Here is a 14166-nt window from a genome sequence, read left to right as displayed (position 1 = left end):
CCCCTCACCATGAACACCGGCCCCGAGACGAGGAACAGCGCGGCGGCGACCTCCGCCCCCACGAGTGCGAACAGCGCCGTGGCGACGCCCGCCACCGCCATCGTCAACATCGCGAGCCTGGTCACCAACGATCCCTCCCTCGGTGACAGAAGTTTTCTGGGTCTGATCCAGGACGCGGCCGTCGTCGTAGAAGGCGACCACGTCGTCTGGGTCGGTGAATCCAGCAAAGCACCCGCCACTGACAACCGGGTCGACGCGGCCGGCCGGGCCGTGATCCCGGGCTTCGTGGACTCCCACTCGCACCTGGTCTTCGCGGGCGACCGCACGGCCGAGTTCAACGCCCGCATGTCCGGGCAGCCGTACGAGGCGGGCGGCATCCGCACGACCGTGGCGGCGACCCGCGCGGCGAGCGACGAGGCCCTGTCGGCGAACGTCGCCCACTACCTGCGCGAAGCCCTCGCCCAGGGCACGACCACCTTCGAGACGAAGTCCGGCTACGGCCTGACGGTCGAGGACGAGGCCCGCGCGCTGCGCATCGCCGCCGAGCACACGGACGAGGTCACCTACCTCGGCGCGCACATCGTCTCCCCGGACTACGCCGACGACCCGGCGGCCTACGTCGACCTGGTGACGGGCGAGATGCTCGACGCCTGCGCCCCGTACGCCCGCTGGGTGGACGTCTTCTGCGAGAAGGGCGCCTTCGACGGCGACCAGGCCCGCGCGATCCTCACCGCCGGCAGGGCGAAGGGCCTCCACCCCCGCGTCCACGCCAACCAGCTCTCGTACGGCCCCGGCGTCCAACTGGCGGTGGAGCTGGACGCGGCGAGCGCGGACCACTGCACGCACCTGACGGACGCGGACGTGGACGCCCTGGCCTCGGGGAACACGGTCGCCACCCTCCTCCCGGGCGCGGAGTTCTCCACCCGCGCCGAGTGGCCGAACGCCCGCCGCCTCCTGGACGCGGGCGTCACGGTCGCCCTCTCCACCGACTGCAACCCGGGCTCCTCCTTCACCTCCTCCGTCCCCTTCTGCATCGCCCTGGCGGTCCGGGACATGGGCATGACCCCCGACGAGGCGGTCTGGTCCGCCACGGCCGGCGGCGCCGCGGCCCTCCGCCGCACCGACATCGGCCGCCTCGCACCCGGCACCCGGGCCGACCTCACCCTCCTGAACGCCCCGTCCCACGTCCACCTGGCCTACCGGCCGGGTGTGCCGCTGGTGTCGGAGGTGTGGCGGAGGGGCGTGCGGGTGGCCTGACGGGGTGACGCGGATCAGAAACGGCAGGTCACCGTCCGTTTGGCCACGGTCCGTGTTGAGTACGGGTACTCATGTGGGCGGCCGTCGTCCGCTCGCATGATCCCCGCATGAGAACCCCGAACCGCTTCACGAAGACCGTCCTGGCCGTCGCGCTCGGCGGCATGGCCCTGACCGCCTGCGGCACGGAAGGCCCCACCGGCGGTGCCTCCGCCAAGGCGTCCGCCGTGGGCGTCGGCGCCTCGAAGGCCCCGACGCCGAAGCGGTCCCTCCCGTCGGACGGCCTGGCGACGCATCCCGACCCGGAGCTGCGCTACCTGGCCGTGTCCACCCGCATCCTGGACGACTGCGACCCGACGACGCCGGTCGAGCCGACCCCGGAGGGCACGATCCCGCCGCGGCCCCCGCGGAAGGCCGGTCCTCTCCCCCTGGACGCCCCGAAGCCACCGTCCGACCCGGAGCCGGCCCCCACCAGGACCGGGCCGATCGAGGAGGTGCCGCTGGACCCCCTGGACAAGTGCGCCGGCGCCGCGCACGCCGCGCGCGTCCTCACGGCGTTCGACGGCACGGGCCCGGCCGACTACGCGGGCCTGCGGAAGAGGCTGACGAGCCTGGACTACCCGCCGTTCCGCATCCACCGGATGCCCGACCACGACGGCTCGCCCCGAGCCCGCCTCGACCTCCGCTTCATGGGCAACAACCTGGCCCTGGAGATCACCGGCACCCGCGACGGGGTGAGCGTCGAGTCCTTCGGAGCCCCGGAGACGGAAGACGTCCGCATCACGGACGTCAGGCGCAAGCAGAACCCGGCCGCTTCGACCTCGTGACCGGCCCGGTCCGCCCCGGATCAGCCCGGGGCCTCGTCGAGGAGCAACTGCAACAGCCCCACCAGGGTCGCCCCGCTCACGATCTCGCGGCGGGCGATCATGCCCCGGACGTCCGCGAGGGGGATCCACTCGACGCGGTCCGACTCGTTGGGTTCGGTCGGCGGGCCCTCGTACGCGGCTCCGGCGGCGCGGAAGACGTGGTGCCGGGAGTCGGTGATGCCGTTGGCCGGTTCCGAGTAGATCAGCGGGGTCAGGGGGCCCGGGCGCCAGCCCGTCTCCTCCAGGACCTCGCGGGCCGCCGCCTCCGCCGGGGTCTCGCCGTCCTCGACCAGGCCCATGGGCAGCTCCCAGGCCCAGACGTCGGTGACGAAGCGGTGGCGCCACATCATCAGGACCTCGCGGCGGTCGTTGACGACGGCCGCGACGGCGAGGTCACGGAGCTTGACCACGTAGTACTCGTCCCGCTGCCCGTCGGGCCGCTCGACGTCGGCGAGCCACAGGTTCACCCAGGGGTACTCGTGGAGCGGACGCTCCCCGTGGACCTTCCAGCGCACGGCGGCTCCCCTCAGGCCCGGTGGCCGAGCACGTTGACGACCCGGCCGTCCGGGTCCCGTACGAAGAAGCGCCGGACGCCCCACTCCTCGTCCGTCAGCGGGTGCACGACCTCCGCGCCCGCCGCCCGCACCGCCGCGTACACCGCGTCCACGTCCTCCACCTCCACGCTCAGGTCGGGGGAGACGGGAGCGGTCAGGTCGGCGCCCATCAGGCTGATCTGGGCGGCGGGCACGGCCGGCGAGGCGAGCGTCGCGATCCAGCCGTGGTCCATGACCTGCTCGAAGCCGAGGAGACCGTAGAAGTCCCTGTTCTCCTCGGGGGACTCGGTCCGGAGATTGGGGACTGCGCGGCGCACGCTCATCGGGCACTCCTGAACATCGGGAACGTTTCGTAGGGCTCGTTCTCGGAGGTGAGGACGAGGACGTACTCCTCACCCGCCGTCGTGGCGACCTCCCGGAGACGGGCCAGGGCCTCCGCCCCCGTCGCCCGCGAAGCCCTCCGGCGCGGCGCCCGACGCGAGGTGGACCTCCTCGACGTGGTCCCCCCGGCCCGGCTCGAAGTCGCCCGGCCGCGCCAGGTACCGGGCCGCGTCCTCGTTCTCGCGAACGGCGGCGAGCAGTGATCCCATGGCCGCACCCTAGACGCTGCCGCCGCCGGCCCGCCCGTGGACGTCAGCGGAACTCGTGGACCACCCGGATCTCCCCCACGATCTGCGCGTTGAACTCCTCCAGCTCCTCCGCCGGCACCCACAGTTCGAGGATCGTCCGCCCGCCCGCCTGCCGCACCGGGTACCTGCGCAGGAACTCCGCGTCCACCTCGAAGCGCGTGACGAAGCCCGCGCCGTCGTGCTTGACGTTCCAGTCGCGGGCGATCCGGATCGCGTACTCCTCGTTCATCACCGGATAGAAGATCGGCTGCTCCGGAAGCCGCGGAGGCCAGGCGCGCCAGCCCGACTCCCGGACGAGCTCCAGCTCCACGGGGCCCGTGGGGCGCCAGAGGGTCGTCGTCGGGCGGTGGGCGGTCATGGCGGTGCCTTCTTCCGGAAAAGGGGAGCTCAACGGTAGCGACGGTCCTCGCGCCGCGGCCACGGGGTTTCCAGAACGGCGGGCGGCAAGTGCGGGCACCGGCAGGGGACTTCGTCGTGTCCCCACCTTCACGGGTTGGTCACGGAAAGACCGAGTATCCCTGTCTCTGAGCGTTGCGGACCGGTACCGTCCTGTCCTGGCAGGACTCAGGGGGGAAGACCGGGGGGTCGGCAGGGTGAGCGCTGTCCGCATGCGGATCGTGAGGCCGGGGGAGCTGGGCGCGCGCGAGATCGAGGCGTGGCGGGAGCTGCGCGCCAAGTCCGGCGCGCCCGCCAATCCGTTCATGGAGCCGGAGTTCACGCTCGTGGCCGCCGAGGTGCGGCCCCGGGCGCGGGTCGCCGTCTGGTGGGAGGGGGACGAGCCCGTCGGGTTCTTCCCGTACGAGAAGGGGCCCTTGGGGCAGGGTCGGGCCATCGGCTTCGGCGTCTCCGACAGCCAGGGCGCCGTCCTGCGGGACGGGTTGCGGCCCGACGCGCGCGCCCTGCTGCGCCGCTGCGGCCTCGCCGGCTGGCAGTTCGACAACCTGGAGGCGGGCCAGCCCCTCTTCGAGGGCGCCGCCGTGGAGTCCTTCGCCTCGCCCGTCATCGACGTCGGCGAGGGGTACGCCGCCTACGAGGCCCTCCTGCGCGTCCAGTCCCCCAAGTTCCTCAGGACCACCCTCGCCAAGGAGCGGCGGCTCGCCCGCCGCACCGACGGCGAGGTCCGCTTCGTCTTCGACGAGCGCGACCCGGCGGCCCTGCGCACCCTCATGGCGTGGAAGTCCGCCCAGTACCGCAGGACCGGCCGCCGCGACCGCTTCGCCAAGGAGTGGATCACCGCGCTCGTCCGCCGCCTCCATGCCCTCCGTGCCCCCGGCTGTTCCGGTGTGCTCTCCGTGCTCTACGTCGGCGAGCGGCCGGTCGCCGCCCACTTCGGGCTCCGCTCCGCGACGGTGCTGTCCTGCTGGTTCCCCGCGTACGACCCCGAGTTCGCCAAGTACTCGCCCGGTCTCGTCCTGCACCTGCGGATGGCCGAGGCCGCGGCCGCCGCCGGGATCGGCATGCTCGACCTGGGGCGCGGCGACGCCGAGTACAAGGACGCCCTCAAGACCGGGGAACTGACCGTGTACGAGGGGGCCGTCGTCCGGCCCGGCGCCCGCGCCGCCCTCCACTGGGTGGGCCGCGAACCCGCGCGCCGCCTCCACGGCTTCGTCCGCGAACGCCCCGCCCTCGCCGCCCGCGGCCGCGCCGCCCTCAACCGGATCGCCCGCCTGCGGGGCGGGCGTTGACCCTCCCGGACCCGCCCCCGCTCCTGTCCGTACGTCCCTCGGGAGACCCCCGTTGAACCGCCCCGTCCCCGTCCCCCTTCCCCGCCCCCTCTCCGTCGCCGAGCTCGACCTCGCCGCGCCCGACGGGCCCGTCCTGTCGTTCCGGCCCGCGCCCGGCGGCCCCGAGGTCGAGGGCGGTGACGTCTACGCGCTCGTACGGCTCCGGGGGCGGCCCGCCGCCACCGTCGTCGGGACCGTCCCGGACGGCGAGGACCCCGCCGACGTGCTCGCCGCCCTCGCCCGGGAACGGCTCACCCGGCCCGCGCTCCTCTCCGACGCCGAGCGGTTCGCCGAGCGGTTCGCGGAGAGCCGGGAGGAGGGCGGCGCGGGCGCCCCGCCCCGCCCCTCCGTCGTCGTCGCCACCCGCGAGCGGCCCGGGCAGCTCGCCCGGGCCCTCGACTCGCTGCTCGACCAGGACCATCCCGACTTCGAGGTCGTCGTCGTCGACAACGCGCCCCGGACCGAGGACACCCGGGACCTGGTCGTCCGGAAGTACGCCGACCGCGTCCGGTACGTCCGCGAGGACGTGCCCGGTCTCGCCGCCGCCCACAACGCCGGTCTCGCCGCCGTCCGGAGCGACGTCGTCGCCTTCACCGACGACGACGTCATCGCCGACCCGCACTGGCTCACCGCCCTCACCGAGCCCTTCGCCGACGACCCCGGCCTCGGCTGCGTCACCGGACTGATCCTGCCCGCCCGGCTCGCCACCCCCGCCCAGGTCCTCCTCGAATCGCACGGCGGCTTCGCCAAGGGCTTCGCCCCGCGGCTGTACGACCCGGCCCGGCCGCCCGCCGACGAACCGCTCTTCCCGTTCACCGCCGGCAGCTTCGGCTCCGGCGCCAACATGGCCTTCCGCACCGACGCCCTGCGCCGGGCCGGCGGCTTCGACCCCGCCACCGGCACCGGGACCGCCGCGAAGGGCGGCGACGACCTGTACGCCTTCGTCGCCGTCCTCTCCGCCGGCTTCCGCCTCCGCTACACCTCCCGGGCCCTCGTCTGGCACCACCACCGCGACACCTGGCAGGACCTGCGGAACCAGGCGTACGGTTACGGCGCCGGCCTCACCGCGTACCTCACCGCGACCCTGGTCCGCCGTCCCCGTCTGCTGCCCGCGCTCCTCGCCCGGCTGCCGCGCGGCCTCGCGCACGCCCGGACGATGACCGCGCAGCGGGGGGAGGCCGGGGGCGGCGTTCCCGGCGAGCACGGCGCCCACCACCACCCCTGGCCTCGCAGCCTCTCCCGACTGGAGCGACGCGGCATGCTCTACGGCCCGATCGGCTACGCCAAGGCCCGCCTGCGGAAGGCGGGTCCCCGATGACGAGCACGCCCGGACGCCCCCGCGCGCCCCGCGTCCTCATACCCGTCCTCCTCTACCACGCCGTGATGGAGGACCCGCCGGACTGGATCGCCGAATTCACCGTCTCGCCCAAGGAGTTCGCCGCCCAGCTCGACGCGATCGTCGCCGGCGGCCGCACCGCCGTCACCGTCGGCACCCTCGTCGAACACCTCACCACCGGCGCCCCGCTGCCGCCCCGGCCCGTCGTCCTCACCTTCGACGACGGCTTCGCCGACCTCGTCGGGCCGACCGCAGAGGCGCTCGCCTCGCGCGGCCTCCCGGCCACCGCTTACCTGACCACCGGCGCCATCACCCCCGGCCGGCCCTGCCTGCTGCCGCCCGCGCCGATGATGACCCTCGCCCAGGCCCCGCGCCTGGAGCAGTACGGGATGGAGGTCGGCGCCCACACCGTCACCCACCCGCAGCTCGACACCCTCGCGCCGAACGCCCTGCGCCGCGAACTGCGCGAGGCGAAGACGGTCCTGGAGGACGTCCTCGGACACGAGGTCACCCACCTCGCCTACCCGCACGGCTACAACAGCCCGGCCGTCCGGCGGGCCGCCGAGGCCGCCGGGTACGCCTCGGCGGTCGCCGTGCGGCACGCGCTCAGCTCCGGCACGGACGAGGTCTACCGCATCGCCCGGCTCATCCTCCGCCGGAGCCACACCGTCGCCGACGTCGAACGGTGGATGGAGGGGCGGGGCGCGAAGGCCGCGCCCTACCCGGACTCGCTGCCCACCGTCGGCTGGCGGATGTACCGCAGGGCCCGCGCCCTGCTCAAGGGGCCCGGGTTCGCGGGCTGAGCGGCGCCCGGAAGAGCGAGTCAGAGATCATCAACACCGTCCTTCGAAGCCGGTGTTGGACGCACCGACAAGACCGAAGTACCTTCCGTACTTCGCCGAAGGGGACAGTTCGTGGGGGGAGAGGCCGTGCAGCATCAGGTGCCCGCACCGGTGACCGGGAGTGGTGCGCCGTCGCAGCCCTCCACGACGGGCCGGGAGGGGGAGGAACGGGAGCCCCGGACATCCCAGGAATCCCAAGAGCCCCGGGAGGCCCCGGAGCCCAAGGAGCCCGCCACCGGAGGCGAAACCGGAACCGGGACCGGGCGCGGAAGCGGAACCGGCATACCCGCCCGCCTCTCCGCCGCCCTCCGCACCCCCGACGCCCTCAACCTCCTCCCCCTCCTCCTCGCCGCCGCCCTCTGGGCCTGGGCCCTGCCCCGGATCGACTTCCGGAACATCGCGGAGTTCGGTCTCCTCGACCGCTTCCCGCTCACCTTCTACGCCTCGCTCGCCGTCCTGACCGGCGGCTTCGTCCTCACCCTGCGCCGGGCCGGCACCGCCCCGCTCTGGCCCGCCACCTACTGCGCGGCCATGCTCTTCGCCCTCAAGGCGCCGCCCGCGATCCTCTACGACAACGTCCGCTACGCCTGGGCGTCCAAGCACGACGCGATCATCAGCCGCCTGCTCGACCAGGGGACCGTCCACCCCGGGACCGAGCTCTCCGGCGGCATGTCCGCCTACGACCAGTGGCCCGGCTTCTTCTCCCTGGACGCGGCCCTCGTCCGCGCCTTCGGCGTCGACGCCGCCGCCTCCTTCATCAACTGGGCCCCGGTCGCCCTCGGCCTGCTCACCGTGCCCGTCCTGATCCTCGTCTACCGCACGTTCAGCGACGACTGGCGGCTCGTGTGGACCGGCGTGTGGATCTTCCAGCTGGCGAACTGGGTCGGCCAGGACTACCTGTCCCCGCAGGGCTTCTCGTACCTGCTCTACCTCACCGTCTTCGCCGTCGTCGTCCGCCACTTCGTGCTGCCCGGCTCGGCGGGCCCGCTGCGCGACCGCAGCGCGCTCGACCCGGCCGCCGCCGCCGTCCCGCCGCCCACCACCACCCGGCAGCGGGCGATCGCCGTCCTGATCCTGCTGCCGGTCATCGCGACCATCAACGCCAGCCACCAGCTGACCCCGGTCATGCTGTGCGCGACGCTCTTCGCCCTCTGCCTCACCCGCCGCTACCGCAACATCGGTCTCCTCGTCACCAGCGGCCTCGTCATGCTGGCCTGGAACCTCACCATGGGCCGGGAGCTGTTCCTCGAAACCCTCGGCACCCTGCGCGAGAAGGCCGGCGACCTGCTCGCCAACTCCCGCCCCGGCTTCGCGGGCGACCCCACGGGCCCCGGCCCCGAGCTGGTCGGCAGCGCCAACATCCTGATGGTGCTCTCCCTCGGCGGCCTCGCCGTCGCCGCCGTACTGCTCCGCCGCAGGCTGGCCCGCAGCGCCCTGCCGCTGGTCCTGGCCGCCGCCGCGCCGCTCCCGGCGTTCGCCGTCAACGACTACGGCGGCGAGATGGTCTTCCGCGTCTACCTCTTCGGCCTGCCCGGCTCCGCCTTCTTCGCCGCCGCCGCGCTCGTCCCCGCCGTCGGCGCCGCGAGCCGCGCCGCCGCGACCGCCCGCCGCGTCGCCGCCGTCGCCCTGCCCGTCACCCTGATCGCCATGCTGGCCGGCTTCCTGCCCTCGTACTACGGCAAGGAGGGCATGCACTACGCGTCGCCCGGCGAGACCGCGCTCACCCGCCGCGCCTTCGACCGGGCGCCCGAGGGCTCCCTGTTCCTCGCCGCGACCGGCGCCTTCCCCGACGCGTACTACCGCTACGACCGGTACGAGCGCTGGTTCTTCACCGAGCAGGAGGTCGACGAGAACCTGCGGATGCTCCAGGACCCGGCCTCCTACCTCGCCGGCGGCATCCCCGAGGGCAAGCCCGCCTACGTGCTCCTCACCCCCACCCAGGGCGAGGCCGTCATCGGCGAGGGCTACCTGCCGGCGGGCGGCTTCGACAAGCTCCGGGACGCCCTCAAGCGCTCCCCGCTCTTCGAGGTCGTGGAGGAGAGCGAGTACGGGCTCGTCCTGCGCCACCGGCCCGCCACCACCGGATGACCCCCCTCCGTCCACCGCGGACACCCGACCACGAGGAGCAGGTGCACCCCATGGCCCGTCCACGCCTGACCCCGCGCGTCCAGCGCAGAGCCGCCCTCGCGGCCTCCGGCTGGATCGCCCTCGCCGCGACGGCGTTCCCCGGCGGCTCCCCGCTGCGCTGGATCCCCGTCCTCGCCTTCGTCGTCCTCGCGCCGGGCCTCGCCCTGCTGCTCCCGCAACCGGTGGGCCTCCGCCCCGGCGCCCGCCTGGAGGCCCTGGCGCTCGCCGCGCCGGTCAGCCTCTCGGTCGCCACGCTCACCGCGACCGCCCTGTTCCTGTCACAGGCCTTCTCGCTCACCTTCTTCCTGGTGGTCCTGGCCCTCTTCGTGACCGTCGCCTCCGTCCTGCCCGGCGTGCCCCTCCCGGCCGCCACGCGCGGGGCCGTCGAGCGCGACGGCGCCCGCGCGCCCCTCTTCCGCAAACGAGCGGCCGGTGGCGGCGGATGACCGGACGGCACGGGGGCTCCGGCCCCGCGACCCGGATCGCCGTCGCCCTGGCGGCCGTCGGCGCGCTGACCGCCGGGATAGGGGTCTGGTCGACCCTCGGCGAGGGGGAGGACTGTGCCCCCGACGCCGCCCTCGTCTCGCCCTGCGGGGCCTGGTGGGGCGCGTACGTCCCGTACGACGAGGACAGCTCGCTCACCCGGCCCGTGTACGCCTTCGAGGAGAAGATCGGCCGGAAACTGGACCTCGTCTACACGTACCACGACATGTCGGGGAGCGAGGCCGACGGGCAGCTCCTCACCCCCGACGAGGTCGAACTCGGCCGCGACCGGCTCCTCATGCTCGCCTGGGAGTCCACGGTCTGGACCGAGAAGCACCACGCGAACTGGACCGAGACGCAGCTCGGCTGGAAGAACATCGCCGCCGGGAAGTACGACGCCTCCGTCATCGACAAGCAGGCGCTGCGCGTCAAGGAGTACGGCAAGCGGGTCTTCTTCTCCTTCGACCAGGAGGCCGACTTCCGCATCCCGGAGGGCGCCGGGACCCCCGAGGAGTACGTGGCCGCCTACCGGCACGTCCGCGACCGCTTCGAGGCGCTGGGCGTCACCAACGCGGTGTGGGTGTGGACCGTCTCCGGCTGGGTCGGCAACGCGGAGACGATGAAGCGGCTGTACCCGGGCGACGAGTACGTCGACTGGATCGGCATGGACCAGTACAACTACTACCTCTGCCACAAGTCGCCGGACTGGCTGGACTTCGACCGGAGCCAGCGCCCCGGTTACGACTGGATGCGGAAGAACATCTCCGCCGACAAGCCGATCATGCTCTCCGAGTTCTCCACCGCCCCCGACCCGGAGCGGCCCGAGCGGCAGCGCGACTGGTACGCGAAGATCCCGGAGGTGGCGCCGACGCTGCCGAAGGCACGCGCGTACGTGCACTGGAACCAGGAGGTCCCCGGGCCCGGCTGCGACCTGAGGGTGAACGAGGGGCCGGGCCTGGAGGGCTACCGGATCGCCGGGCAGGACCCGTACTTCCGGCAGGACGTGCCCGACCGCTGACCCCCGGGCCGGAAGCTCGGCGGCGGCCGGGCCGGAGGCGCCCGGGTCAGCGCCGGCCCCCCGCGAGCCCCCGGAAGGCGCACACCACCATCGTGGTCCCGGCCAGGCCCAGGAAGAGCGGCAGCGGGGCGGCGGCGAACGCCTGCTGCCCCGCCCAGCCCGCCCAGACCAGCACCCACACCACCCCGGCCGTGACCCGCGCGCCCACGCCGAGCACCCGCAGCAGCACGGCCGCGAGCAGCAGGCACAGGGCCTGGAGCGCGATAGGGACGACGGCCCGCTCCACGCCCTCGCCCAGGAGCGCGGCGCCGGGCCCGGCCGCGTCGGCGGGCCGCAGGCCGAGCAGCGGCGGGGCGGTGTGCAGGGCGAGGAAGGTGGCGAGCAGGACCGTCGCGGCGAACCCCGGCCGGAAGGCGCGCGGGACCGCGGCGGCGCCCTGGAGGGCGACGAGCAGCAGCCCGGCGAGGAGCGTGACGGGCGGCAGCGCGGAGAGCAGCCCGGTGCCGGACAGCTCCTCCACGTCCAGCTCGGGGGAGCGGACGAGCGGGAACCAGAAGAGCCCCGCCGCCAGGCCGAGCAGCAGCCACAGCGGGGTCGCCCACCGCTCGGAGGACCCGGCCGCCGGAGCCTCGGGGGCGGGCGCGGGCCGCCGCTCCTCCTCCGTCCGCTCCGGGGGTACGAAGACGGGGATGCCGAACGCGGGCGTCACCGAGTCGTGCGCCCCGCGCAGATAGGCGCTCTCGCGCGCCCAGTTGGTGCCGTACCCGTCGTCGGAGGCGACGGGAGTCTCCCGGGCCTCCGGCGCCCGGCCCTTGAGGACGGCCCGCAGGCCCGGCACGCACGCCGCCGCCATCACCGTCATCGAGCCGAGGACCGCGATCCCGGCGCCGCCGATGCCGTACGGGCCGAGGAGGGCGGCCGCGCTGCCGAGGACCAGGACGCACATGGTGCCCTGGACGGCGGCCAGCATGCCGGTGCGCCCCTGGACGCGCAGCACCCCGATGTACAGCTCGACGGCGACCCGGGGGAGCGCGGCGGCGGCCAGCAGCCGGAGCACGGTCGTGCCGTGCTCGGCGTAGTCGCCGCCGAAGGGCGCGAGGATCAGCGGGGCGAAGACGACGAGGACGAGGACGACCGGGACGAGCAGCAGCGCCATGCGGCGCAGCGCGCCCCGTACCCCCTCGGCGAGGGAGTCCGGGCTGTGCGAGGCGTGCGCGGTGAGCGAGGAGGCCATGTTGATGGCCATGAACTCCATCGTGCCGCCGACGGTGTACGCCGTGTAGAAGAAGGCGTTGTGGGCGGCGTCGAAGCGGACGGCGACCATCACCGGCAGCAGGTTGATCATGGCGAGGCTGAAGAGCGCGCCGACCGAGTCCCCGGCCATGAAGCGGCCGATCTCGCGCAGGCTCGGCGGCTCGCGGTCCCGGTCGGCGCGCGCCTGCCGGGGGATGAGCCTCCGGAAGACGAGCCAGGCGAGTGGGACGACGGACAGGGCGATCGCCGCCGACCAGGAGACGAAGACGCCGAGCACGGGCACGGCGGCGGCCAGGGCGACGAGCAGGACCAGCTTGCCGAGCGAGAAGACCGCGTTGCCGACGGGGACCCAGATCGCCCGCCGGAGGCCGGTGAGGACGCCGTCCTGGAGGGTGAGCAGCGCCCAGCCGACGCAGGAGGCGGTGAAGAAGAGCCCGGCGGAGAGGGTGCCGAGGGGGGCGTACGAGGGGCCCCACCAGTCCAGGGTGAGCAGGAAGATCCCGCAGGCCACGGTGACGACGACGGTGCTGACCAGGTACAGGCGCAGGACGAGCGGCCCGGTGGCGCGGCCCGCCCGGGGCACGTACCGGACGACGGCGCCGATCATCGTGGTCGCGGTGAGGGAGGCGAGGAGCCGCTGGGCGGCGATGGCGGCGGAGCCCTGCCCCACGGCCTCCTCCGTGTAGTAGCGGGCGGCGACCAGCCAGAAGCCGAGGCCGAGGGCGGCGGAGACGCCGGTGGAGAGCATCAGGGCGTACGCGTTGCGGAACAGGGAGCTCTCGCCCGGGCCGTCCCGGTCGGCGGGGGGCTCCGGCGCGGCGCCCGCGGGCTCCCCGGCCGCGGGACGGTCGGTGTCCCGCAGCCGTACGGTCTCGCTCACCGGGCGCCGCCGGGGGCGGTCGACAGGTGCGCGGGGCGGATTCCGGCGGTACGCAGGGCGGGCAGGACCTCGTCCGCGCGGCGCGGGTCCACCGGCAGGGCGTGCCGGGCGAACCAGGCGGCCCGCTCCGGCGCGGGGGAGGGGTCGGTGAAGCGCTCGCCCGCGTAGGCGTCGAGCGGCGGGTCGTAGAGGTAGCCGGTGGTGATCCGGCGCCGGGCGAGGGCGGCGACGGCCGCGTCCCGGTCCTCGACGAGCAGCGGCACCCGGAAGAGGGGCTGGGCCTCCGCGCCGGCCCCGGCGGCGGAGCCGTACTCGCTGGCCAGGAGGCGGGCGGTGCCCGCGCGGTGGGCGGCGAGGACGCCGTCGAGCCGGGCCAGCCGGCGGCCGGTGCGGCGCAGCTTGGCGGGGCCCGGCCGGAGCCGGTAGGCGTGCATGTCGACGCGTATCCAGGGGTGGAAGGGTTCGAGGGCGGGCGCGGCCGGCAGGGCCCGTTCCAGGGCGTCGGGGCGGAGCGGCATGCGTATCTCCTCCCGCTCCTCCAGGCCGAGCGTCCGCAGCGCGGCGCGGGCGGCCCCGGTCAGGCGCAGTCCGCGCACGGCGGCCTCCGCGTACGGCCGTATCAGGTGGGCGAGTTCGGCGGTGGGGCGGGTCGGGCGCAGCAACGCGTCGCGGGCGGCGGCCAGTTCGTCGCGCAGGGCCGGGTCGGCGAGGGCGAGGAAGCCGCCGGTCTTGGCGTGGACGTGCTTGGAGAGGCTGAAGACGGACGCCTCGCCGTACGTGCCGACCGGGCGTCCGCCGACGGTGGAGCCGATCGCGTGGGCCGCGTCCTCGATCAGGGGGATGCCGAGCCGGTCGCAGCGCTTCCGCAGCTCCGGTGCCGGGTCGGGGTTGCCGTACAGGTTGGTGGTGAGGACGGCGGACAGGCCGCTCCAGACGGAGGTGGGGACGGCCGCCGCGTCGACGGAGCCGTCGCGCGGGTCGAGCGGCGCCTGCACCGGGCGCAGACCGGCGGCGAGCACGACGAAGAAGATGACGTCGTCGTTGACCGGTGACATCAGGACCCGGCCGCCGGGCTCGCACCAGTGGCGCAGCGCGAGGTAGAGGCCGAAGCGGCACGACGGCACGTAGAGGCACTCCCGGCCCCCGAGCCGGCCGCGCATCGGCTCTTCCAGTTCCGCGTACGCAGAAACCATGTGATT

14 protein-coding genes are annotated in these 14166 nt (G+C 74.4%); 8 read left to right on the top strand and 6 right to left on the bottom strand.

Annotation, left to right across the window (positions count from 1 at the left end; genetic code table 11):
* The first annotated feature begins 9 nt into the window (after positions 1-9).
* Both hutI and CP977_RS13715 read left to right on the top strand, forming a co-directional pair.
* Positions 10-1257: an imidazolonepropionase gene (hutI, locus tag CP977_RS13720; protein WP_208420704.1), complete on the top strand. Its 1248-nt coding sequence runs from the start codon at positions 10-12 to the stop codon at positions 1255-1257.
* Positions 1258-1364: 107 nt separating this feature from the next.
* Positions 1365-2081 carry a hypothetical protein gene (locus tag CP977_RS13715; RefSeq protein ID WP_062755005.1) on the top strand — a complete coding sequence of 239 codons (717 nt, stop codon included), beginning with the start codon at positions 1365-1367 and terminating at the stop codon, positions 2079-2081.
* 20 nt (positions 2082-2101) lie between these two features.
* Here the strand turns inward: CP977_RS13715 and CP977_RS13710 are convergent, their stop codons facing one another.
* The 4 genes from CP977_RS13710 to CP977_RS13695 all read right to left on the bottom strand — a co-directional run bounded on the left by CP977_RS13710 (position 2102) and on the right by CP977_RS13695 (position 3661).
* Positions 2102-2635 (bottom strand): NUDIX hydrolase, encoded by a 534-nt coding sequence (locus tag CP977_RS13710; RefSeq protein ID WP_152370182.1) that lies wholly within the window; start codon positions 2633-2635, stop codon positions 2102-2104.
* 11 nt (positions 2636-2646) lie between these two features.
* Complete coding sequence (locus CP977_RS13705; RefSeq protein WP_152370181.1) at positions 2647-2997, bottom strand: VOC family protein; 351 nt, start codon at positions 2995-2997, stop codon at positions 2647-2649.
* A 69-nt stretch (positions 2998-3066) separates the two neighbouring features.
* A complete protein-coding gene (locus CP977_RS13700) occupies positions 3067-3264 on the bottom strand; it encodes a hypothetical protein (RefSeq protein ID WP_152370180.1) in 198 nt (65 codons plus the stop codon).
* 43 nt (positions 3265-3307) lie between these two features.
* Positions 3308-3661 (bottom strand): hypothetical protein, encoded by a 354-nt coding sequence (locus tag CP977_RS13695; RefSeq protein ID WP_152370179.1) that lies wholly within the window; start codon positions 3659-3661, stop codon positions 3308-3310.
* A 250-nt stretch (positions 3662-3911) separates the two neighbouring features.
* Between CP977_RS13695 and CP977_RS13690 the strand changes: the two genes are divergently transcribed.
* The 6 genes from CP977_RS13690 (at position 3912) to CP977_RS13665 (ending at position 10833) form a co-directional block, all read left to right on the top strand.
* On the top strand, positions 3912-4988 hold the full coding sequence (locus CP977_RS13690) for a GNAT family N-acetyltransferase (RefSeq protein ID WP_062755015.1): 1077 nt from the start codon (positions 3912-3914) through the stop codon (positions 4986-4988).
* Between the two features lie 52 nt (positions 4989-5040).
* Complete coding sequence (locus CP977_RS13685; RefSeq protein ID WP_152370178.1) at positions 5041-6345, top strand: glycosyltransferase family 2 protein; 1305 nt, start codon at positions 5041-5043, stop codon at positions 6343-6345.
* Positions 6342-7166 carry a polysaccharide deacetylase family protein gene (locus CP977_RS13680; RefSeq protein WP_152370177.1) on the top strand — a complete coding sequence of 275 codons (825 nt, stop codon included), beginning with the start codon at positions 6342-6344 and terminating at the stop codon, positions 7164-7166. Before CP977_RS13685 ends, CP977_RS13680 begins: the two co-directional genes overlap by 4 nt.
* A 126-nt stretch (positions 7167-7292) precedes the next feature.
* Positions 7293-9293, top strand: coding sequence for a hypothetical protein (locus CP977_RS13675; RefSeq protein ID WP_229991650.1), 2001 nt, complete (start codon positions 7293-7295; stop codon positions 9291-9293).
* Between the two features lie 50 nt (positions 9294-9343).
* Positions 9344-9778, top strand: coding sequence for a hypothetical protein (locus tag CP977_RS13670; RefSeq protein WP_062755023.1), 435 nt, complete (start codon positions 9344-9346; stop codon positions 9776-9778).
* On the top strand, positions 9775-10833 hold the full coding sequence (locus CP977_RS13665) for a glycoside hydrolase family 26 protein (RefSeq protein ID WP_062755025.1): 1059 nt from the start codon (positions 9775-9777) through the stop codon (positions 10831-10833). Before CP977_RS13670 ends, CP977_RS13665 begins: the two co-directional genes overlap by 4 nt.
* A 46-nt stretch (positions 10834-10879) precedes the next feature.
* On the opposite strand, the gene CP977_RS13660 is transcribed toward CP977_RS13665, so the two are convergent.
* Positions 10880-12967 (bottom strand): lipopolysaccharide biosynthesis protein, encoded by a 2088-nt coding sequence (locus CP977_RS13660; RefSeq protein ID WP_152370175.1) that lies wholly within the window; start codon positions 12965-12967, stop codon positions 10880-10882.
* Positions 12964-14160, bottom strand: a complete 1197-nt coding sequence (locus CP977_RS13655) for a DegT/DnrJ/EryC1/StrS family aminotransferase (protein WP_152370174.1) — start codon at positions 14158-14160, stop codon at positions 12964-12966. Before CP977_RS13655 ends, CP977_RS13660 begins: the two co-directional genes overlap by 4 nt.
* Between the last annotated feature and the right edge of the window lie 6 nt (positions 14161-14166).

Origin of the sequence: Streptomyces cinereoruber (assembly GCF_009299385.1) — a bacterium.
GTDB classification, from domain to species: Bacteria; Actinomycetota; Actinomycetes; order Streptomycetales; family Streptomycetaceae; genus Streptomyces; species Streptomyces bikiniensis.
Note: the sequence above shows the minus strand (reverse complement) of the source record. Positions and strands in the feature narration are given on the sequence as shown.